Origin of the sequence: Mycolicibacterium vaccae NBRC 14118 = CIP 105934, assembly GCF_001552715.1 — a bacterium.
GTDB classification, from domain to species: Bacteria; Actinomycetota; Actinomycetes; order Mycobacteriales; family Mycobacteriaceae; genus Mycobacterium; species Mycobacterium vaccae.
This window is the reverse complement of sequence record NZ_BCRS01000042.1, coordinates 1-21,277: the sequence shown is the minus strand read 5'-3', so window position 1 is coordinate 21,277 and position 21,277 is coordinate 1. Positions and strand designations below refer to the sequence as shown.

Sequence of the window (21,277 nt, the reverse complement as noted above, 5' to 3'; positions counted from 1 at the left end):
TTCAGTATCGGCTCGGAAACCGTTTTCGCCACCGCAGCCGTGTTGAAACATCGCTGAAACATGGGCTGTTGATGATGGCCGGACCTGACGGGGTGACGGAGGAAGCGTGCGATGGCCGGGATCTACGGAGCGGTGCTGGGCAGTGTCACCGATATAGAGACCCGCGCCCTCGAGCTGCTGGACGTGTTGGCAGCCCGCGCAGAATCGTCGGCATCGGCGATCTGTCTGTGGGATCCGATACAGCGCCGGCACATCGGTGTGGCCAACCGTGACTATCCCGAACAGGTGATGACCCATTTCAATACCTGGTTCGTGGACAATGACCCCCTTTTCGACGCGATGCGGGTACACGGACTCGGCGCGCTGCGTTGGCGCGATTTCCCGCAGTACCGCAGCGGCTATTCGGTCAACAACGTGTTCCGGCCTGCAGGGTTCGACGAGGGCCTCTCGGCCCGGCTGGTCACCACCGACGGCACCTACGTGGGCGCGATTCACGTCAACTGCGATGACCCGCGCTATCCCAGCGATGACGACGTTGGCGAGATCAATGCGTTGCGCGCGCAGATCGCCGAACAGTTGGATTTCTCTTTGCGCCCCCGGATGGTGGCAGAACTGGTTGCCCCCGATGCCCAGGCCTGGGGTATTGACGATCATGGACGCGCGCACCTGTTGCGCCGCGGTGACGGGTTCGGCGCGGCCTTGGACCCAGCTTTGGTCAGCGAGCTCACCATGGCGTTCTGTGCGGCTTCGGCGGTGCTCCGTCCTGAGGTGTTGCGCCACCACGACGGTGAGTCCTGGTTACACGCGAGGAGGATCCCGACGACACCGCGCTACCACGGCGACAGTCTCGGCGGCGTCCTGCTGGTCACGCGTGCACCCCTGCCGATGGGAATCACCCCACGTGAGCTGGATGCGCTGACTTTGGCGGTGTGTGGCCTGACCAACGGTCAGATTGCCGCGCAACTGTTCATCAGCACGCGGACCGCGGGTCATCATCTGGAAAGCGCACAAGCCAAGCTCGGCGCTTCCAATCGAGCGTCGTGCACGTCGACCGCGGTGTCGCTGGGCCTACTCTCAGCGCAGGTGCTGTGTGGTCTCGGGCATGGCGGCACAGCGTCGGTTGCCGTCTGAGGCGGCTGGAGTCGGGTCAGGCTTCCTCGAGTACGACCCGCAGCAACCGGTCGTCGCCCGGGCGGGGATCGGTACCCCCCCACGTCGCCTCGTCAGAGTTCGACGTCAACAGCCACAGCGAGCCGTCGGGGGCGAGTTCCACGGTGCGCAACCGTCCCCACCGGCCGTTGAAGTGCGCGATGGGATCCCCGGCCACCCCGCCCGCTCCCACCGGTATTTGCCACAGCCGTTGACCACGCAGGCCCGCCATCCACAACGAGCCGTGGGCGTACGCCAGACCCGACGGCGATGCGTCGTCGGGATGAACTGTCACCATGGGCTTTTCACCGAAGGCGCTGTCGGCACCTTCGGCTACCGGCCAGCCGTAATTGCCGCCGGGGCGCAGGACGTTGACCTCATCCCACGTGCGGTGGCCGAACTCCGATGCGTAAACGGTCCCATCAGGTCCGAACGCGATACCTTGTACGTTCCGATGGCCTATCGAGAACACCGCTGTATTAAAGGGATTGCCATCCGCCGGTGACCCGTCGCGACGAACTCGCAGCACCTTTCCATTCAGTGACGCCGGGTCCTGCGCATACGATCCGTTGAACGCGTCACCGGTCCCGACCCACAGATTCCCCTCCTGGTCGAACGTCAGGCGACCACCATGGTGACGGTTGTCGGTCGCGATCCCCTCGATGATGGGTGCTCCCACGGTGAAGGCTGACACCTCGTCGTCGAACCGAAGCGGGACCACACGATTGCTCGGCTCGCCGGACACATAAGCGAACACCGTCCGGTCTGTGCCGAAGTCCGGTGAGCTGGCCAAGCCGAGCAGACCGCCTTCCGCAGTCTGCGGAACGTCGGCCACCACCCCGACGAGATCGACGGACCGGCCGTCGGGGGAGATGCGGTGGATCTCACCGGTGTCGCGACTGGACACCAGAGCCGAGGAGTCGGGCAGGAAGGTCAGCCCCCACGGCATGCGAAGTCCCGTCGCCAACTCCGTGACGTGGCCGGGCGCGACTGACGCGGCAGGTGCCGCGGCGGGCCGCGGCCCCGGGTTGGCGGTACATGATGTGGTCAGCGCCGCCGCGGCGATGACGGCGGCCACGGTCACCTTCACTGTCTTCTATCCTCCGGTCGGCTCGGTACGGCGGTCCCGGGCGCGGATCAAACCCATGACCTGTGCCCGCAGCTCGGCGAACTGTGGAAGGCCCTTCGTGATCAACTGGGTTCTGGGCCGCGGCAGGTCGACTCGCACCGTTTCCAGCACCACACTGGGTCGCGCCGACAGGACCACGACGCGGTCGGCCAGGTATACCGCTTCGTCGATGTCATGGGTGACCAGCAGCATCGTTACGCCGGTGGTCAGATGGACCTGTTGGATCAGGTCTTCCAGGTCGGCACGGGTTTGTGCGTCGACAGACGCGAAAGGCTCATCGAGTAGCAAGATCTCAGGTTGGTAGGCCAGGCCGCGGGCGATCGCCACGCGTTGTTGCATGCCGCCGGAGAGTTCCCACGGATATCGCGGCCCGAAACCGCTCAGCCCCACCTCCTCCAGCGCCTGTTCCACGCGCCGCCTGCGCTCGCCCGCCGAGGGAAACTTGTTGCGCAACGGCAGACCTACATTGCGTTCCACAGTGAGCCAGGGCATCAGCGAGCGGCTGTAATCCTGGAACACCGAGGCCATCTTCTTCGGCGGCTCCGTGACTACCTCGCCGTCGAGGGCGACGGTGCCTTTGGTCGGGGTCAGCAGACCGCTGAGGCACTTCAACAGCGTAGTCTTGCCTGCGCCGGAAGGGCCAACGATGCAGACGAACTCACCGTTGTCCACTTCCAGACTGAGATCCCGCACCGCTTCCACCGCGCTGACGCCGGTGCCGTAAACTCGTTGCATATTCTTGACAGACAGCATTATTGGTCCTTTTCGGTCATTCGGGTGTGCCATCGCAGGATGTGTCTTTCCGCGAGAACGAACAGTGTGCTGAGGGTGACCCCCAGCAGGCCGAGGAGCACCGTCCCCGCCCACATCTGCGGAACATCAAAGGCATTACGGGCGCTCATGGTGACGAATCCGATGCCGTTGGCGGCAGCGTAGAGCTCGGTGATCACCATCATGATGAAGCCGATACCCAATGCCGTCCGCACACCTGCCATGATCTGCGGTGCCGAAGCGGGCAACAGGATGTGTATCAAACGTTGGGCGCGACTCAGCCGGAAAGTCCTTGCCACGTCCTCCAGTTGCGGATCGACACCGCGTACCGCGTCGATGGTGTTGAGCAGTATGGGAAAGACGCAGACGAATCCGATCACGACGGTCTTTGCGCCATCACCGATTCCGAACAGCAGGACGCTGATCGGTACCAGCGCGGTGCCGGGCACGGAGCGGCCAAACTGGATGGCCGGATTGAACGCTTGTGCCAACCTGCGGCTACGCCCGAGTGCCATGCCGGCGGCCACCCCGATCACTGTTGCCAGCACCAGGGCGACGAGCAGACGCCGCAGACTGGGAATCACGTCGGTGCCCACCCTGCTGAATATCCAGGTGTCCCGGAATGATTCGAGTATCTCGGCTAGCGGCGGATAGAACGGAGACGTGCTGCCCGCCGACGTCACCCACCATGTCGTCACGATTACAAGCGGAAGCAGGAGACGTATACCGACCCTTTTCACGGTGTCGTTCCTCATACGGCCACCACCCGATGCGACGGGTGCCACCGGAGCACGCGGTGTTCCAGCATTTCGAACACTTTGTTCAGCGATACGCCCAGTAGGCCGGTCAGTACGATCACGCCGTAGGTTGCCGGGTAGACACCGTTGGCCGCGTAGGCGTTCAGCGTGTTTCCCAGCCCGGGGATCGCTCCGATCAGCTCCACGGCGATGGCGGCGAGCAGCGTGATGGACGAGGCGATACGCAGGCCCGTCCCCCAGTAGGGCAGTACGCTGGGCGCCGTCACCCACATCAGTCGTTGGCGGGCTGTCAGCCCATATACGCGTGCGGTGTCGCGGGTGACCGAATCGACGGCGTTGACCCCGTAGAGAGTCTGCAACAGTATCGGCCAGGTGGCGGCCACCGCGGCGAGCATGATGACGACCTGGGAGCGGGCCCCGAACAGCAGCAGCATGATCGGCAGATACACCACGACGGGGATCGGCCGGAAGAACTCGACGGTGCCGAGCAGGAGTTCGTTGGCCGAGGGGATGGATGCCATGACGACGCCGATGGCGGCACCCGCCCCGAATCCGATGGCGAGCGCCACGAACCAGTGCATCAGCGTGAACCCCACCGCGGTCCACAGCTCCGTGGTGGCCAGGGCGGCGAGAAGCCAAGCCGCGACTGCCGAGACAGGCGGCAGTTCAGGCGGAAAGACTCCACTGATCGACAGCGCCTCCCAGGCTGCCAGCAGCCCGGCGGTGGTGAGGATCGGCAGAAGGGAGAACTTCACCCCCATCACCCCGTCACCTGCAGATCGCGCGGTGGTGTCGCGATGTCGGTGGCATCCGGCGACTCCGGCCAGGTGAAATCGTCGACCGCAGGTGCGCTTTCGATGCGCCCGTATTCGACCATGAGCCGGGTGGTCAGCTCGGCGGCTCGGCGCTCGATCCCCGTGATGAACCACGGTACGGGGAGTGCGGCGACGGCCTCCGGGGGTGCCCCGGTCGTTTGGCTGATGGTCCGGCGGACCTCGTCCGGATGGGCGTTGGCGTACGCAGTGGCCTCCTGGAGTGCCAGGATGAAGCGGTGCATCACATCCGGGTTGCGGTCGATGAACTCCTTGGCGCCCATCAGCACCGTGGCTACACTGCGGGGTCCCAGCGCCGTGGCCGCGGGGTTGCCGATCGACCGGAAACCGCTGCGCAACAACTGGCCTGCGAACGGTTCGAGGGTGCTGACCGCGTCGACGCGGCCCTGACGAAGCGCGGCGACCTGATCCTCGAACGGCACGGCCACCACGGAGACCAGTTCGGGGTCACCGCCGGATCGGCGCACGGACTCCAAGACGGTCAGGTCGAAGAAACTACGCAAACCGTTGACGGCCACGGTCCGGCCCTGCAGATCGGCGAATGATTGGACCGGGCTGTCCCCGGCGACCACCACCGAGAACGCGTCCCCCTGCGGGGAACGGTAGTCGGTGGCAAGCGAGGTGACGACTTCGACCGGAAAGCCAGCGGCGACTGCCGTTGGTATGGCGGTGATTTCGCTGACCGCTAGTTGAATCTGACCGTTGAGCAGCAGCGCGACGCTGGCCGCGCTGGCACCCGCGCCTGGTACCTGCTCGAGTGCGAGGCCGTGCCGGGCGAAGATGCCGCGTTCGGCGCCGAGCGTCAGTTGCGCGTTGACCGCTGTTGGACTGAAGTCGATGGCCAGCCGGGTCAGCCCGTCCCCGGTCGTCTCCACCCGGCCCAGGTCCACCGCACAGCCGCAGGTGGCGACCGCGGCCGTGGCGAGGGTGGCACACAGCATGCCGCGGCGATTCACGCCGCACCCCCGTTGACGAACACCGTTTGACCGTTGACCCACCGGGCGGGGCCGGCGAGATCGGCGACGGCTCGGGCGATGTCGTCCGGTGAACCGATCCGCTCCATCGGGGAAAGCGCAGCGATCCGACCGATCAGCCTCTCGGGCTTGCCTTCGAGGAAAAGTGGTGTTGCCGTCGGCCCGGGGGCGATGGTGTTGACGGTGACGTCGCGGCCCCGTAACTCGCGAGCGGTCACCAGGGTCATCGCTTCGACGGCACCCTTGGTCGCTGCGTAGGCCGCGTATGTGGGTGTCTGTAAGCGGGTGATGGATGTCGAGAAGTTGATCAACGCGCCGCCGCTGCGCAGGTGCTGAGCGGCGAGCTGGGTGACGATGAACGTGCCGCGAACATTGATCCGATGCATCCGGTCGAATTCGTCGAGATCGAACTGGGCGACGGGCGCGAGCACCATGACTCCGGCGGTGTTCACCACGACGTCGACGCCGCCGTATGCCTGGGCTGCCTGCTGGAACAGGCCCGCCATGTCCCGTTCGTCGGCGACATCACCGCCGATGGCGGTGGCCGTACCGCCGTTTGCGGCAATCGCACTGACGGTCTCGCCGGCCCGGCCGGCACCACGGTGGTAATGCACGACGACCGCCATCCCGTCTGCGGCCAAGCGGTCACTGACCGCGCGGCCTATGCCGCCGGAGCCGCCGACCACGATCGCTACTCGTCGATCCACCCGCTGCTGTGTTCGCACTGATATCACCTTTGCGTTGTCGTTGACAACACAGACGCTAGCACGAGTATGTTGCCAACGAAAACGCAAAGGTGTTGGCGCTGATAATGACGGAACCGCCGTGCGGCGGTACGCGGATCAGGGTGAGGGTTGAATGCCGGCGGAGCGCCTGCGCACCGGCTGGTCCGGCGATGCCGGCTCGGCTGTCAGCCGGTCCAGCCACTCTGCCAGCAGCGCCGTCTCCGCCCGGGTCAGTGCACTCGGTGGCGGATCGAGCGCAGACTTGAGGGCCACCGCCCGGGGTGCGATACCCGTGCCGGTGGACATGGTGCCTGCGTCGGTGGTGATACCCGACAGGACCACCTCACGAGTCGCCTCCGACAAGCCGAGATCTCGGTCGGCCGGCGGCATCGAGATGAGCGTGAGGGTGACGCCGCGGCAGGCGGAGTGCATCATCGCGGCCGCGCGCTCGACCCCGGTCCGCAGGCGCCCGGCCTCGGCTATTCGCCGAACCAAGTTCAGCAGGATGGCGTCACCTTCGGCGACTCCTTCGGGTGTTGCGCCCGGGCGTGGATCCCCGTACAGCACGGTGTAAACATGCGGGTTGCTCAAGCCGAACTCGACGTGGGTGTTCCAGCCGACTCTGAGGTCCTGCACCGGATCGTCGGTGGGCTGACGGCTCCGCTTGGCGTTCAGATAGTCGGCCAGGCCGCGACTGGCCGCCGCATCGAGAAGGCGCTGCATGTCGCCGAAATGGCGGTAGATGGTGGGTGACTGCACATCCGCCATCGCGCTGACCGCGCGAGTCGAGACCGCGTCGCGACCCTGGGCAGTCAAGATCGCCGTGGCTGCGCGCAGGATGCGCTCGGCAGGCTCGACCTCTGATTTCCGCGCATGAGATTTCATCGGCACCTCTTCCGATCTACGCCGTTGTTGGCGATGGTAGCAGCGCCGTGTCGTCATCGATAACGAGTCGACCGACGGCGAAGCGCGAGGGTGCTCGCCTGCTGTCGACGCAAGCGTTGAGCGACTTCGGCGGTGGTGCTTCGCGGAAAAGGTGGTCTGCGAATTCGTCTGGTAGCGAGGGCTTTACGTATGGTCTCCCGGCCATACCCGGAGCTTGGCGGCGATCCGGGCCAGCGCCTTCTTGTCGGTTGCGGTGAGCGGGTCGAGGACGAACTCACGCACGGAGCGCATATGTATCGGTGCGGCTTCGACCACCAACGCGTAGCCGACATCGGTGAGACTGGCAAGGGTGTAGCGGCCGTCGGTCGGGTCGGGAAAGCGGACCATCCACCCGCGCTCTTCGAACCGCTTCACGACGTTGGACAGCCGCGACAGCGAACCGCTGGTCAGGAATGCCAACTCGCTCATCCGGATCCGCCGATCGGGCGCTTCGGAGACGTGGCTGAGCACGAGGTACTCGAAGAGGGTCAGATCGACCTCGCGCAGCGGCGACTCGAGCTTGCCGGGCAGCAGCATCATCAACGAGACCAGGCCCGTCCAGGCCTCCTTCTCGTCGGGAGTCAGCCACTGGGTGTCGTCGTCCGAGGGCGCCATCCCTGCACTCTATCGAGCGACCATGACTTTACGCGTGAAGTCATCGCGTGCTACGTTCACTTCATGAATGAAGTCAAAGAGGCAACTGACGTGACGTTCTTCGAAACCCCCGGCTACGGCCCGAAAATGCGGCAACTACTGCACTACAGCCAGGCGGTGCGGATCGGCGACCGGGTGGAGATCTCGGGTCAGGGCGGCTGGGACGACGACCTGAACTTCCCGGAGTCACTCGAGGAGGAGATCGTGCGAGCCTTCGACAATGTCGAACGCACCCTGGCAACCGCGGGCGCGACGTGGCGCGACGTCGTGCACGTGAACTCCTATCACCTTCCCAGCGCGGACGATTCGATCGGCGACGCGCACAACGACGTGATGGCCGACCAGTTGCGCAAGCGGATGCCGGATCAGCCGCCGATCTGGACGCAGGTCGGGGTTGCCGCACTGGGAGCCCCGAAGATGAGGGTCGAGATCAGGGTGACCGCGATCGTCGGTCGGTGAGGGAATGAACCGGGGCCCCCGGGCGCTTGAGTGAGGCATGGCCTTCACGCTTCGTGAGAACTCTGCCCTGCTGGCCCCGGTCACCCTGGGGAGTGCCACGCTGGCCAATCGAATCCTCATGGCGCCGTTGACCCGATCGCGTGCGGATGCCGACGGCACCCCGTCCGCACTGGCGGCGGAGTACTACTCCCAACGCGCGACGGCAGGGTTGATCATCAGCGAGGCCACTGCGGTGTGCGAGCAGGCCAACGGTGCGTACATGAACACCCCCGGCCTGTACACAGACCGCCAGCAGGACAGGTGGTCGGACATCGCGTCGGCGGTGCATGGCGCCGGCGGGGCGATGTTCGTCCAGCTGTGGCACGTCGGCCGGATGGCGCACCCGGAGATCAGCGGCTTCGAGAACGTGGGACCGTCCCCGGTCGCCGCGGACCTGTCGGCCCACACGCCGACGGGCAAGAAGCCGTTGCCGGCGCCGCGTGCGCTGTCCGTGCGCGAGATCGGCGAGATCGTCGGCCAATTCCGCTCCGCCGCCAGGCGTGCCGTCGACGCCGGCATGGACGGTGTCGAAATCCATTCGGCCAATGGATATCTGCTGCACGAGTTCCTGTCCGACGTCGTCAACCAGCGCGACGACGCCTATGGCGGATCCCCGCAGAACCGGGCCCGGTTCGTCGCCGAGATCGTCGAAGCGGTGGCCGCCGAAATCGGTCCGGGCCGCGTCGGGCTGCGCATCTCGCCCGGAAACAGCGCCGGTGACATGCGTGAGACCGACCAGGTCAGCGCCTACGAGGCGCTGTTGTGCCGGATCGCACCGCTGGGTATCGCGTACCTGCACATGTCGATCGACCCGTCGGAGCCGGCGTTCGTCGCGCTCCGCACGCAGTGGGAGGGCAGATTGGTGCTCAACACCCCGCGCACCGTGGACACCGACTTCGCGCTGCTGGAGAGTCTTGTCGAGTGGGGCGTGATCAGTGCGGCCACGGTGGGCCGGGCGTTTCTGGCCAACCCGGATCTGATCGATCGTCTGAAGCTCGGCGCCGAACTGAATGCGCCGGACGTGGCGACGTTCTACGCGCCGGGCCCGGCCGGCTACATCGACTACCCGACGCTTGACGAATTGCTGACGCCTCGGTCGGCGTAGGTGTGAACCGGGCGGGAGCGGAAACACCTCCCGCATGGCTACCTATCGTGTACTGAATCCCCATGGCGATGTCGTCGACACCAAGGACATCGAGAGCGCCGAGGACGCGCACGCCTGGTTCGTCGATCAGAAGGCCGACAACTCAGAGCTCGGGTGGCGCATGGAGGTCGAGCACGACGGCGAATGGTCGTTCTTCGACGACACCGAGGGCACGTCGGACTAGCGCCTCCACCCGCGACAAGACACAAACTCGCACGATTCGCACCCGAATCGTGCGAGTTTGCGTCTGCTCGCGGTAGGGGCCCTCCAGGCCGCCCAACCAAGCGGTTGGGCGAGGCTGCTAGCATCGCGCACAGAGGAGCAGCCTCCCCGCGGGTGGGAACCCGCGAAACCCCTGAACAGGACCTGGAGAACGCATGTCCGAAGAAGCCTTCATCTATGAGGCCATCCGCACCCCGCGCGGCAAGCAGCGCGGCGGCGCCCTGAATGAGATCAAGCCCGTCAACCTGGTCGTCGGTCTGATCGACGAGATCCGCACCCGCTTCCCCGACTTGGACGAGAACCTGATCAGCGATCTGATCCTCGGCGTCGTCTCGCCGGTCGGCGACCAGGGCGGCGACATCGCCCGGACCGCGGGCCTGGTCGCGAAGCTGCCCGAGACCACCGGCGGTGTGCAGCTGAACCGCTTCTGCGCCTCCGGCCTGGAGGCCGTGAACATGGCCGCGCAGAAGGTGCGGTCCGGCTGGGACGACCTGGTGCTCGCCGGCGGCGTGGAGTCCATGAGCCGCGTCCCGATGGGCTCCGACGGCGGCGCCTGGGCAGCCGACCCGGAGACCAACTACCGCATCGGCTTCGTCCCGCAGGGCATCGGCGCCGACCTGATCGCGACCATCGAGGGCTTCTCCCGCGAAGACGTCGACGCCTACGCGGCGCGCTCGCAGGAGCGCGCGGCCGCAGCATGGTCGGGCGGCTACTTCGCCAAGTCCGTGGTCCCGGTCAAGGATCAGAACGGCCTGGTCGTCCTCGACCATGACGAGCACATCCGTCCCGGCACCACGGTCGAGAGCCTGGGCAAGCTGAAGTCGGCCTTCGAAGGTGTCGGCGCGATGGGCGGCTTCGACGACGTGGCGCTGCAGAAGTACCACTACGTGGAGAAGATCAACCACGTCCACACCGGCGGCAACAGCTCCGGCATCGTCGACGGCGCCGCACTGGTACTGATCGGTTCGGAGGCTGCGGGCAAGTCGCAGGGCCTGACCCCGCGGGCGCGCATCGTCGCGACGGCCACGTCCGGCGCCGACCCGGTCATCATGCTCACCGGCCCCACCCCGGCCACCAAGAAGGTGCTCGACCGCGCCGGCCTGACGGTCGACGACATCGATCTCTTCGAGCTCAACGAGGCGTTCGCCTCGGTGGTGCTGAAGTTCCAGAAGGACCTGGGCATCCCGGACGAGAAGCTCAACGTCAACGGTGGCGCCATCGCGATGGGCCACCCGCTGGGCGCCACCGGCGCCATGATCACCGGAACCATGGTCGACGAGCTCGAGCGCCGCGGCGCTCGCCGTGCGCTGATCACGCTGTGCGTCGGCGGCGGCATGGGCGTGGCCACCATCATCGAGCGAGTCTGAGAGGCCTGAGCAAACATGGCAGAGAACACCATCAAGTGGGACAAGGATGCCGACGGCATCGTCACCCTGACGCTGGACGACCCGACCGGGTCGGCCAACGTGATGAACGAGCACTACAAGGAGTCCATGCACAACGCTGTGGAACGCCTTGTCGCTGAGAAGGATTCGATCACCGGTGTGGTGATCGCCAGCGCGAAGAAGACCTTCTTCGCCGGCGGTGACCTCAAGGGCATGCTGAACGTCGGCCCGGACAACGCCGCCGAGTCGTTCGCCGAGGTCGAGTTCATCAAGGCCGACCTGCGTAAGCTGGAGACCCTCGGTGTGCCGGTCGTCGCGGCCATCAACGGCGCCGCGCTCGGCGGTGGCCTGGAGATCGCGCTGGCCTGTCACCACCGCATCGCCGCCGACACCAGGGGTGTCGTCATCGGTCTGCCCGAGGTCACCCTCGGCCTGCTGCCCGGTGGCGGCGGCGTGGCGCGCACCGTGCGGATGTTCGGTATTCAGAAGGCGTTCATGGAGATCCTCTCGCAGGGAACGCGTTTCAAGCCGGGCAAGGCCAAGGAGATCGGTCTGGTCGACGAATTGGTCGGCAGCACCGAGGAATTGGTGCCCGCCGCCAAGGCTTGGATCAAGGCCAACCCTGAGGCGCACACCCAGCCGTGGGACCAGAAGGGCTACAAGATGCCCGGCGGCACGCCGAGCAGCCCCGGCCTGGCGTCGATCCTGCCGTCCTTCCCGGCGCTGCTGAAGAAGCAGCTCAAGGGCGCGCCGATGCCGGCCCCGCGCGCGATCCTCGACGCCGCCGTCGAAGGCGCGCAGGTCGACTTCGACACCGCCACCCGCATCGAGAGCCGCTACTTCGTCGGGCTGGTCACCGGCCAGACCGCGAAGAACATGATCCAGGCGTTCTTCCTTGATCTGCAGGCCATCAACGGCGGCGCATCGCGGCCCGACGGTATCGCCAAGCAGGAGATCAAGAAGATCGGTGTGCTGGGCGCGGGCATGATGGGCGCCGGTATCGCCTACGTCTCGGCCAAGGCCGGCTACGACGTCGTGCTCAAGGACGTCACCATCGAGGCCGCCCAGAAGGGCAAGGCGTACTCGGAGAAAATCGAGGCCAAGGCGCTCGAGCGCGGCAAGACCACCAAGGAGAAGTCCGACGCGCTGCTGGCCCGGATCACCCCCGCCGCCGACGCTGCCGATCTCAAGGGTGTCGACTTCGTGATCGAGGCCGTCTTCGAGAACCAGGAACTCAAGCACAAGGTGTTCCAGGAGATCGAGGACATCGTCGAGCCGAACGCACTGCTGGGCTCGAACACCTCCACGCTGCCGATCACCGGTCTGGCGACCGGCGTGAAGCGCCAGGAGGACTTCATCGGCATCCACTTCTTCAGCCCCGTGGACAAGATGCCGCTGGTGGAGATCATCAAGGGCGAGAAGACCTCTGACGAGGCGCTGGCCCGGGTGTTCGACTACACGCTGGCGATCGGCAAGACCCCGATCGTGGTCAACGACAGCCGCGGCTTCTTCACCAGCCGCGTCATCGGCACCTTCGTCAACGAGGCGCTGGCCATGCTGGGCGAGGGTGTGCCCGCGGCCAGCATCGAGCAGGCGGGTGCGCAGGCCGGTTACCCGGCGGCGCCGCTGCAGCTCTCCGATGAGCTCAACCTGGAGCTGATGCAGAAGATCGCCACCGAGACCCGCAAGGCGACCGAGGCGGCCGGCGGCACCCACGTGGCGCACCCGGCCGAGGAGGTCGTCAACAAGATGATCGAGATCGGTCGTCCGTCGCGGCTCAAGGGTGCGGGCTTCTATGAGTACGTCGACGGCAAGCGCGTCGGCCTGTGGCCCGGCCTCGCCGACACCTTCGGGTCGGGCAAGGCTGGATCTTCCTCGATCCCTTTGCAGGACATGATCGACCGGATGCTGTTCGCCGAGGCGCTGGAGACCCAGAAGTGCCTCGACGAAGGCGTGCTCACCTCGACCGCCGACGCGAACATCGGCTCCATCATGGGTATCGGCTTCCCGCCGTACACCGGTGGCAGCGCGCAGTTCATCGTCGGCTATCAGGGTGAGCTCGGCGTCGGCAAGGAGGCGTTCGTCGCCCGCGCCAAGCAGCTGGCCGAGCGCTACGGCGAGCGGTTCACCCCGCCCGCGTCGCTGACCAGCTGACGTGATGTGCGAAGTGCCCCCGGCTCCCGGCCGGGGGCACTTTCGTCTACGGGCCGCGATGAGTTTTGGCGCGGGCAACGGTCAGAACCCCGTGCACGTGAATTCGATATGGGCAGTGCTGGACCGGCGGGTGGCCGAGGGCCGCATCCCGGGATATGTGGCGGCCGTGCGTTGTCGCGGCGCCTCCGAAGTGCACGCGTCGGGCCACGCGGCGTTCGGCCCGGACGCCGCACCGATGGCCCCCGACACCCTCTTCCGCATCGCGTCGCTGTCGAAGCCGCTGGCGGCGGCGCTGACATTGGCGCTCGTCGACGGTGGGCTACTGAGCCTCGACGATGAGATCCGCCGCTGGCTACCGGAGTTCGCCAGGCCCGCGGTGCTGCGGCGGTTCGACGGGCCGCTGGACGACACTGTTCCCGCCGCCCGGCCGATCACCGTCGCGGACCTGCTGACGTCCACGGCCGGGTGGGGCCTGCTGTTGGACGCCTCAGACCTGCAAGCGGCCGTCGACGACCGCCAGCTCGGTCCGGGCCCGGTGCCTCCGCCGATGACCGGCGACGAATACGTCCGTCGCCTCGCCGAGCTGCCACTGGCCTTCCAGCCGGGAACGGGATGGCTCTACGACATGCCGATCAAAGTGCTGAGCGTGCTGCTCGACCGGGTCACGGATCAGTCGCTGGGGGAGCTGCTCGCCGAACGCATCACCGGTCCACTGGGCATGGCGGACACCGGATTCCGGGCACGGTCACCAGGCCGGCTGGCGACCCAGTACGCGCCGACGACCGACGGCGGGCTGGCGGTGTTCGACCGCCCCGACGGGGTTTTCGCGCAGCCCCCGGCATTCGAGGATCTCAGCTGCGGATTGGTGTCCACGGCGCCGGATCTGTTGCGTTTCTTCTCTGCGCTGGCCGACGGCGGTGATCCTGTGCTGCGCCCGGAGTCGGTGCGGCTGATGACGGCCGACCATCTCACGGAAGATCAGCGTCGGCAGGGCCAGGACATCCTCGGTGACGGGCACTCCTGGGGTCTGGGCGCTGCCGTCGCCGTGGAGTCGGCGCAGCCCTGGATGGTGCCTGGCCGGTGGGGGTGGATAGGCGGTACCGGGACTTCGGCACATGTGCAGCCGGACGGTGGGGTGGCGATATTTCTGTCCCAGCGCATGCTCGCGGACGCCCAGGAAGGGTTCGACGACTTCTGGGCGGCGTTCGCGCAGGTGTGAGGCCCTCAGGTCGGAGCGTCTACGGGGCCGTGCCCGGGACCTGAGGGCGTGCCTGCGATGTCGAGGGCGGCTCTATTCCGTGAGCCAGCCCATTGCCCTCGTGGACTCCGGAGGCGAACTTCAGTACAGGCCGTAACACTCTGTGGCGCAGGAGAATCGATCGAACCCGTGCCCAAGGTGAGGGTCGTTTGTGGAACATACCGTCGATGCTGCCCGCGCAACTGCGTCGACAACAGTGGCCCTGGTGACCATCTTCGTTAAGATAGTGACATGCATACAGTCGCGGTCCTCGCGTACGACGGCATGTCGGGGTTCGAATCGGGTCTGGCCGCCGAGATCTTCGGCATGACCGAGTTGTCCGAGAGGTTCTCCGCCGGACTGGTGCGGCCGTGGTATTCGGTCAAGCTGTGCTCAGAACATGAGGAGATCGGTCTTCTCGGCGGCGCGGTCGTGCGTACCTCCTACGGCCTGGACGACCTGGCCGCCGCGGACACCGTGGTGATCCCCAGCGTGCGCGACGTCGCCGAACCAGTGTCGCCCCAACTCATCGACGCGCTCAAGGCCGCCGACGCGCGCGACGCCCGGTTGGTGTCGATCTGTTCCGGGGCCTTCGCGCTCGCCGCTGCCGGCGTGCTCGACGGCCGCCGCGCCACCACGCACTGGATCTATGCGGACCTGCTCGCACGGCAGTACCCGGCCATCGACATCGATGCGGCGCCGCTCTACGTCGACAACGGCCGGGTACTGACCAGCGCGGGGTGCGCGGCCGGGCTGGATCTCTGCCTGCACATCGTGCGCTCCGATCACGGCGGCCGGGTGGCCAACGACGTCGCACGGCGGTTGGTCGTCTCGCCGCACCGCTCAGGCGGGCAGGCGCAGTACATCGAGTCTCCTGTGCCCGAGCCTGCCGACGACGGCCGGATAGCGGCCGGAATGAGTTGGGCCATGGCCAATCTCGACAGGCCGATCACCCTTGACGAACTCGCCGAGCGGTCGGCGATGTCGCGGCGAAGCTACCTGAGGCAGTTCGCCAAGGCCACCGGAACCACGCCGATCAAATGGCTGATCGCGCAGCGGATCCAGGCAAGTCTGGCGCTGCTTGAAGCAACCCCGTTGTCGATCGAGCAGATCGCCGCGCGGGTCGGATTCGAGTCGCCCGCGACCTTCCGGCATCACTTCGTCCGGCAGATGCACACCACGCCCAGCGACTACCGCGGAGCCTTCACCGGCCGCGAGGTCTCTTGACTCCAGGCTCGGGTGCTCCACAATGGCACCGTGACTGAAGGGTTTACCGGAAGCTTCGCGGCAGCATTGCACGGCTACGGTGACCGGCCGTGCATCGAGTTCGACCGGCGCTGGTACTCGGGCCACGAGGTGGTGGCCTACGGTACGCAGATCGCGGCGCTTCTGGCCGGCGCCGGGGTCGCCGACGACGCGCCGGTCGGTCTGATCGTCCGTAACCGGCTTCAGCACGCGGCGACGATCGCCGGGTTCCTGGCCGCTGGGCGCGCCACGGTGATGATCTACTCGTTTCAGTCCCCGGACGCGATCGCCGGGGACGTCGAGAGGCTGAATCTGTCCGCGGTGGTGGCTGATCCGCAGGACTGGACGGAGCCGGTCGTCGCTGCCGCGGCACGGGTCGGATCCGCGGGGCTCGCGATCTCTCTGACCGACCCCGCGGTGTCGTGTGTGGACGGCCTCGGGCAGCGTGCCGGTGAGCGCCGGCACGCTGCCGCCGAGCCTGGGGTGGCTCTGAAGATTCTCACCAGCGGCACCACCGGGCCGCCCAAACGGCAGGCGATCAGGTTTGACGTGTTGGAGCGCACGGTCTTCAGCGTCACCGCCGGGGAGAAGGCGTCTGCGGGTGCGCCGCCGGAGTTCGCGTACTGGCAGTTCGGCGGCATCGGGGTGTGCCAGCTGATCGCCGGGATCTATCACGGGCGCCGCGTCGCGATGCTCGAGCGGTTCACCGTCGACGGGTGGGTCGACGCCGTCCGCAGGCACCGGGTGGCGCGCTCCGGGGTGCAGCCGGCCGTGATCCGTATGCTCCTCGACGCCGACGTGCCGAAGGCGGATCTGGCCTCCCTCGAATTCCTCATCAGCGCCTCGGGGCCGCTGGACCCCGAGACCCGCGACGAGTTCGAGAGTAAGTACCGGATCCCGGTCCGATTGGCCTATGGGGCAACCGAATTCGCGGGGTCGCTGTGCGCGTGGACTTCGGACATGGTGCAGGTGTACCAGGAGTCCAAGCGAAACAGTGTCGGGCGGGCACTGCCCGACACCGAGCTACGGGTCGTCGATCCCGAGAGCGGCCGCCAACTGGCTGCAGGTGAGCCCGGCCTGCTGGAGGCCAAGGTCGCCCCTATCGGCCCGGATTGGATCAGGACCACCGACATCGCCAGCATCGACGCGGATGGCTTCGTCTACCTGCACGGCCGGGCTGACGGCGCGATCAACCGCGGTGGGTTCAAGGTGCTGCCGGAAACCGTCAGGCGGGTCCTCGTCGGGCATCCCGCGGTGCGCGACGCGTGCGTGGTGGGGGTTCCCGACGCGCGCCTCGGGCAGGTGCCGTTCGCTGCTGTCGAGGTCGCGGCCGGTGCGGCCGCACCCAGCGAGGACGACCTCAAAGACCTGGTGCGCCAGTCGCTTCCCGCCTACAACGCGCCCGTCGCGGTCGTCACGGTCGACGAGTTGCCCCGCACTCCGGCTCTGAAGGTGAGTCTGCCCGCCGTGGCGGCACTGTATGCCGGCCGCCCCGCGGACTGAGGGTTACACCGAGCCCAGGTCGGATGACAGCCAGTGCTTCGGCTCGACGAACACGGCCACGCTCTCCCCGTGCTCGCGCCGCGCGAACTCCAGATAGCCGTCCACCTTCTCGGGTGCGAGGTAGCGCTTGGTCATCTCGACGAGTTGTTCGTCGGTGCCGGGTTCGATGCGCAGAACCGGGCCGTCGACCGCGACGTAGCGCACGGTGGGTTCGACGCGGTCCACCATCAGCGAGACGTAGCCGCTGGATTCGATCAGCTGGTGCTTACGTGATCCGGCACCGGTGGTGAACCACAGGTCACCGCCGGGGGTGTACTGATACCAGATCGGAACCGTCAACGGGCCGCGTCCCTCACCCGCGGAAACGGAAAGGGCGGCGACATGGGGTTCGGCGAGAAAGCTCTCGCGCTCATCCTTGGAAAGGGCCATAACTCTTACGCTACTGATCGGCGATGGCTATCGAGGTCACCTCGACCAAGAGCATAGAGTCGGATTCATGCGCTTCGGACTCTTCATTCCCCAAGGCTGGCGACTCGACCTGGTCGGAATCGAACCGCGTGACCAGTGGCAGGTGATGCGCGATCTGGCCACTTACGTGGATGAAGGCGACATCTGGGACTCACTGTGGGTGTACGACCACTTCCACACGGTGCCGGTGCCCACCAGCGAGGCCACCCATGAGGCGTGGACGCTGATGTCGGCCTACGCGGCGACCACGTCCCGGATCAAGCTCGGCCAGATGTGCACGGCGATGAGCTATCGCAATCCCGCGTATCTCGCCAAGGTGGCGGCCACAGCCGACATCATCTCGAGCGGACGCATCCAGATGGGTATCGGCGGTGGCTGGTACGAGCACGAATGGCGCGCGTACGGATACGGATTTCCGTCCGCCGGGGTGCGGTTGGCGCGGCTCGACGAGGGCGTGCAGATCATGCGGGCCGCCTGGCGCGACGGAATTGTCTCGTTCGACGGAAAGCACTACCAGACAGACGGTGCGATCGTGGCCCCACAGCCCCTGCAGCCCGGCGGCATTCCGTTGTGGATCGCCGGGGGCGGCGAGAAAGTCACCCTGCGCATCGCTGCGCAGTACGCCCAGTACACCAACTTCACCTCAGAGCCCGAGGGTTTCGCTCACAAGTCGCAGGTGCTTGCCGACCATTGCCGTGACGTCGGAACCGATTTCGACGGCATCGTCCGCTCGGCGAACATCAATGTCGTCGTCGGGTCCACCGAGAGCGACGTCAAGGACCGGCTGGCGCAGGTGCGCTCGCGCATCAGCGGGCTGACCGGGGAGGCGGCCGCCGACGCCATGCTGAACTCGATGAGCAGCCCGCAAGCCGGCAGTGGCACGCCCGAGCAGCTCGTGGAAACACTTCAGCGGCTTCGCGACCTCGGGTGTGAGTACGTGATCTGTTACTTCCCCGAGGCCGCCTACGACCGCTCCGGGATCGAGATGTTCGAGCGGGAGATCATTCCGGCGCTCGGGTGACCGGCAGCTCGGCGGACCCGGATGCGGGCAGCGCCTAGGCAAATACTGACGTCTTCGGTAAATGAACTGGTCGACGCTTGCGTCGGGTTGGCGGGCCGAACGCGACCTCCCCGGAGGCCCCGCGTTGCAGCTTGGGTACGGACGGCGGCCGCCGTAACCCCGGTGATGCATTTTGAGCAACGTTGTACGCCGCCGACTGGGAATCTGGCGATGTGTCGTCGGCCGCGACACGCACGGAGGACGCCGCGTCGTCGTGAGCCGTCCCGCGGCAAAACTCGCGGGGGGAGGCGCCGACAGCACAGCCCACGGACTCGTTCTGATCACAATTTTCGCCGATGCAAATTTGCTAGTCGTCGGACTGAAGTCCCGCTGAACTGGGTAATTGAGGACGCAACGACAGCGGATGGCGTAACTCGATAGTTGCGTTGGCAAAATTTATCGCAAATTTCGTTATCCAGGTCACGTTATTGTCTTAAGCTCACCCCTAGCTGGGCGTGCACTGGACGCCTCGGTGCACGTCCAGCAAACCAAGCGCAGTGGGCACGGACCGGTCGGGGAGTCGAGAATGAGCCTGGGATGCACAGGCTCGGACACGGCGACGACACCACCTCGGGCTAACCCGGGTTCTGCTCCGCAGGGGCGACTGAACATCCAGCAGGATGCAGTTTCAGCAACGGAGGTCGTGTATGTGTGCAGCCCCAGCCCGTCACCGCGCCGCGCGCAGGGGCGCCCCGGATTCCGAGTGGAAGAACTTCTGGGTCGCCGGCGACCCCACTGACACCGGGCGGGCACGGTCCGGCAGGCATGCACGCAAGACCACTCCGTACTCAAGCCACATCGGCAGGGTCGGCGCCCTCGCCGTCTCGCTCGGCGTGGGTCTTGCCGTCGCGAACTCGTCCGGCGTCGCTTACGCGGACAGCGACACCGAATCGTCGGTGTCGAGCCCCGGGAACGACTCTGTAGCGCCGGGTCCTTCCGTTCCAGGTGCCGCCGACGCCGCACAGGACGGCGAGACGGATGCCACCGACGAGGTCGACGACGACATCGACGAAATCGACGACGTCGACGGCGATGACGAAACCGACGAGGACATCGACGACGGGGAAGACGTCGGGGACGAAGATCCCGATGAGACCGACGAGGCCTCCGACCTCGACCCCGATCCGGAGAGCGAGCCGCCGGCCGAGGAAGCCGGTGCCGAGGACGCGCAGGTTCCCGTCGAGTCCGACGGCGCTCCGGCGTCGGCGGGGCAGCCGTCTGTGCCTCCCCGGGAAACCGAGCCCACCGACGAACTTGCCGGGACAGTCCAGGACGCCGACACCGAGGAGTCGTCCGCTGCGGAATCGTCCGGTGCTGCGACCGAGGTGGTGCCCCTGACCGGTGCCCCGTCGCCGGAGCCGACGGCCACGCAGGAGATCACCGATTCGGTCGGCCTGTTCACCGCGGTCGTCTCCAACGTCGTGACGCCGTTTGCCGATCCGGACGCCCCCGCACGCGCGCCGTGGCTGGATGCGTTGTTGGCGTGGGTTCGCCGCCAGATCAATCACACCTTCTTCAACAAGTCGCCGATCTACGGCCCGATCACGACCGAGCAGATCTTCACCGGTCAACTGCTCATCGACCTGCATGCCACGGATCCCAACGGTGATCCGTTGACCTACGACATCATCCAGCCCGAACACGGCTGGGTGTTCCGCGACATCATCACCGGTCGCTTCATCTACACGCCCTACCAACTCGTCGCCGGCGATCCGCTCCAGGACAGCTTCCAGGTGGTGATTCGCGACGATTCCGAACACCCGACAGGCGCCCTGGGCGGCGTCATGAGCCTGCTACACAATGTCGCCCGGATGTTCGGCCTTGCCCAGGCCGACAATGTCACCGTCACCGTGCCGGTGTTCGTCGACCCGGTGATCCAGCTCCCGCCGTTGATCACGCCGGTGGCAGGCCTGGGATACACGCTCGGCGGCGACGCAGTGAAGCTGGTCTCGTCGGTCCTGGTCGCCGACGGTGACTCGGACCATCTCGCCGAGGTGATCATCAAGATCGCGACCTTGGCCCAGGACGGCGACCTGCTCGAATACGCCACTATCGAAGGCAATCCGATCACCGCGACGTGGGACGCGCAGACGAAGACCCTGACCCTCAGCGGGGTGGCGACGAAGGCGCAGTACAAGCAGGCGATCGAGGCGATCACGTTCTCGGCGACCCAGGGTGCGCTGCTGGTGCGCGGCGTGACGATCTCGGCGACTGACGAACACGGTGTGGACAACGTCGCGCCCGGCTTCGTAACGGTCGGAGTGTGGCCGGAGATCAAGTTGCCGCCGCTGGTGACAGCACTGCCCGGCCTCGGTTACACGATCGGAGACGATCCGGTCAAACTCGTTTCGGCGGTGGATATCGCCGATGGGGATTCATCATCGTTGTCGAAGCTGGTGCTCAAGATCGCCACGTTCGCGCAGTCCGGGGACGTGCTCGGTTAT

The 21,277-nt window shown here is 66.4% G+C and carries 19 protein-coding genes and 1 pseudogene; 11 read left to right on the top strand and 9 right to left on the bottom strand.

Going from position 1 to position 21,277, the window contains the following annotated elements:
• Positions 1-111 precede the first annotated feature (111 nt).
• On the top strand, positions 112-1,131 hold the full coding sequence (locus tag MVA01S_RS10435) for a helix-turn-helix transcriptional regulator (RefSeq protein WP_003930338.1): 1,020 nt from the start codon (positions 112-114) through the stop codon (positions 1,129-1,131).
• Positions 1,132-1,147: 16 nt separating this feature from the next.
• On the opposite strand, the gene MVA01S_RS10430 is transcribed toward MVA01S_RS10435, so the two are convergent.
• From MVA01S_RS10430 to MVA01S_RS10395, 8 genes are all read right to left on the bottom strand, one after another.
• Complete coding sequence (locus MVA01S_RS10430) at positions 1,148-2,239, bottom strand: PQQ-dependent sugar dehydrogenase (RefSeq protein WP_003930337.1); 1,092 nt, start codon at positions 2,237-2,239, stop codon at positions 1,148-1,150.
• A 6-nt stretch (positions 2,240-2,245) separates the two neighbouring features.
• Positions 2,246-3,031 (bottom strand): ABC transporter ATP-binding protein, encoded by a 786-nt coding sequence (locus MVA01S_RS10425; protein WP_003930336.1) that lies wholly within the window; start codon positions 3,029-3,031, stop codon positions 2,246-2,248.
• Positions 3,031-3,645: an ABC transporter permease gene (locus MVA01S_RS10420; RefSeq protein ID WP_157895637.1), complete on the bottom strand. Its 615-nt coding sequence runs from the start codon at positions 3,643-3,645 to the stop codon at positions 3,031-3,033. Before MVA01S_RS10420 ends, MVA01S_RS10425 begins: the two co-directional genes overlap by 1 nt.
• A 155-nt stretch (positions 3,646-3,800) precedes the next feature.
• Positions 3,801-4,562, bottom strand: coding sequence for an ABC transporter permease (locus MVA01S_RS10415; protein WP_157895636.1), 762 nt, complete (start codon positions 4,560-4,562; stop codon positions 3,801-3,803).
• Positions 4,563-4,567: 5 nt separating this feature from the next.
• Entirely contained in the window at positions 4,568-5,596 is a 1,029-nt protein-coding gene (locus MVA01S_RS10410) for an ABC transporter substrate-binding protein (protein WP_040541160.1), read from the bottom strand.
• Entirely contained in the window at positions 5,593-6,321 is a 729-nt protein-coding gene (locus MVA01S_RS10405) for an SDR family oxidoreductase (protein ID WP_204249595.1), read from the bottom strand. Before MVA01S_RS10405 ends, MVA01S_RS10410 begins: the two co-directional genes overlap by 4 nt.
• 135 nt (positions 6,322-6,456) lie before the next feature.
• Entirely contained in the window at positions 6,457-7,224 is a 768-nt protein-coding gene (locus tag MVA01S_RS10400; RefSeq protein WP_060941589.1) for a TetR/AcrR family transcriptional regulator, read from the bottom strand.
• 183 nt (positions 7,225-7,407) lie between these two features.
• Positions 7,408-7,878 carry a MarR family winged helix-turn-helix transcriptional regulator gene (locus MVA01S_RS10395; protein WP_003930330.1) on the bottom strand — a complete coding sequence of 157 codons (471 nt, stop codon included), beginning with the start codon at positions 7,876-7,878 and terminating at the stop codon, positions 7,408-7,410.
• 63 nt (positions 7,879-7,941) lie between these two features.
• Here MVA01S_RS10395 and MVA01S_RS10390 point away from each other — a divergent pair, with 63 nt between their 5' ends.
• From MVA01S_RS10390 to MVA01S_RS10355, 8 genes are all read left to right on the top strand, one after another.
• Entirely contained in the window at positions 7,942-8,376 is a 435-nt protein-coding gene (locus MVA01S_RS10390; RefSeq protein WP_040541158.1) for a RidA family protein, read from the top strand.
• A gap of 37 nt (positions 8,377-8,413) precedes the next feature.
• Positions 8,414-9,520: an alkene reductase gene (locus MVA01S_RS10385; protein ID WP_003930328.1), complete on the top strand. Its 1,107-nt coding sequence runs from the start codon at positions 8,414-8,416 to the stop codon at positions 9,518-9,520.
• 34 nt (positions 9,521-9,554) lie between these two features.
• Positions 9,555-9,743, top strand: coding sequence for a hypothetical protein (locus MVA01S_RS10380; RefSeq protein WP_003930327.1), 189 nt, complete (start codon positions 9,555-9,557; stop codon positions 9,741-9,743).
• Between the two features lie 193 nt (positions 9,744-9,936).
• Complete coding sequence (locus MVA01S_RS10375; protein ID WP_003930326.1) at positions 9,937-11,148, top strand: acetyl-CoA C-acetyltransferase; 1,212 nt, start codon at positions 9,937-9,939, stop codon at positions 11,146-11,148.
• Positions 11,149-11,163: 15 nt separating this feature from the next.
• Complete coding sequence (locus MVA01S_RS10370; RefSeq protein WP_003930325.1) at positions 11,164-13,320, top strand: 3-hydroxyacyl-CoA dehydrogenase NAD-binding domain-containing protein; 2,157 nt, start codon at positions 11,164-11,166, stop codon at positions 13,318-13,320.
• A 97-nt stretch (positions 13,321-13,417) separates the two neighbouring features.
• Positions 13,418-14,539, top strand: a complete 1,122-nt coding sequence (locus tag MVA01S_RS10365) for a serine hydrolase domain-containing protein (protein WP_237024231.1) — start codon at positions 13,418-13,420, stop codon at positions 14,537-14,539.
• A gap of 270 nt (positions 14,540-14,809) precedes the next feature.
• Positions 14,810-15,784 carry a helix-turn-helix domain-containing protein gene (locus tag MVA01S_RS10360; RefSeq protein WP_003930323.1) on the top strand — a complete coding sequence of 325 codons (975 nt, stop codon included), beginning with the start codon at positions 14,810-14,812 and terminating at the stop codon, positions 15,782-15,784.
• A gap of 30 nt (positions 15,785-15,814) precedes the next feature.
• Positions 15,815-17,305, top strand: a complete 1,491-nt coding sequence (locus MVA01S_RS10355; RefSeq protein WP_237024229.1) for a class I adenylate-forming enzyme family protein — start codon at positions 15,815-15,817, stop codon at positions 17,303-17,305.
• A gap of 3 nt (positions 17,306-17,308) precedes the next feature.
• Here the strand turns inward: MVA01S_RS10355 and MVA01S_RS10350 are convergent, their stop codons facing one another.
• Entirely contained in the window at positions 17,309-17,734 is a 426-nt protein-coding gene (locus MVA01S_RS10350; RefSeq protein ID WP_003930321.1) for a pyridoxamine 5'-phosphate oxidase family protein, read from the bottom strand.
• A gap of 67 nt (positions 17,735-17,801) precedes the next feature.
• On the opposite strand from MVA01S_RS10350, the gene MVA01S_RS10345 reads away from it, so the two are divergent.
• Entirely contained in the window at positions 17,802-18,794 is a 993-nt protein-coding gene (locus MVA01S_RS10345; RefSeq protein WP_003930320.1) for an LLM class F420-dependent oxidoreductase, read from the top strand.
• Positions 18,795-19,480: 686 nt separating this feature from the next.
• A pseudogene (locus tag MVA01S_RS10340) lies at positions 19,481-21,277 on the top strand (hypothetical protein); the annotation flags it as partial.

Coding starts and splice junctions, on each gene's coding strand:
- MVA01S_RS10435 (WP_003930338.1), top strand. CDS start 112: ATGGCCGGGATCTACGGAGCGGTGCTGGGCAGTGTCACCGATATAGAG.
- MVA01S_RS10425 (WP_003930336.1), bottom strand. CDS start 3,031: ATGCTGTCTGTCAAGAATATGCAACGAGTTTACGGCACCGGCGTCAGC.
- MVA01S_RS10400 (WP_060941589.1), bottom strand. CDS start 7,224: ATGAAATCTCATGCGCGGAAATCAGAGGTCGAGCCTGCCGAGCGCATC.
- MVA01S_RS10395 (WP_003930330.1), bottom strand. CDS start 7,878: ATGGCGCCCTCGGACGACGACACCCAGTGGCTGACTCCCGACGAGAAG.
- MVA01S_RS10390 (WP_040541158.1), top strand. CDS start 7,942: ATGAATGAAGTCAAAGAGGCAACTGACGTGACGTTCTTCGAAACCCCC.
- MVA01S_RS10385 (WP_003930328.1), top strand. CDS start 8,414: ATGGCCTTCACGCTTCGTGAGAACTCTGCCCTGCTGGCCCCGGTCACC.
- MVA01S_RS10380 (WP_003930327.1), top strand. CDS start 9,555: ATGGCTACCTATCGTGTACTGAATCCCCATGGCGATGTCGTCGACACC.
- MVA01S_RS10375 (WP_003930326.1), top strand. CDS start 9,937: ATGTCCGAAGAAGCCTTCATCTATGAGGCCATCCGCACCCCGCGCGGC.
- MVA01S_RS10370 (WP_003930325.1), top strand. CDS start 11,164: ATGGCAGAGAACACCATCAAGTGGGACAAGGATGCCGACGGCATCGTC.
- MVA01S_RS10360 (WP_003930323.1), top strand. CDS start 14,810: ATGCATACAGTCGCGGTCCTCGCGTACGACGGCATGTCGGGGTTCGAA.
- MVA01S_RS10350 (WP_003930321.1), bottom strand. CDS start 17,734: ATGGCCCTTTCCAAGGATGAGCGCGAGAGCTTTCTCGCCGAACCCCAT.
- MVA01S_RS10345 (WP_003930320.1), top strand. CDS start 17,802: ATGCGCTTCGGACTCTTCATTCCCCAAGGCTGGCGACTCGACCTGGTC.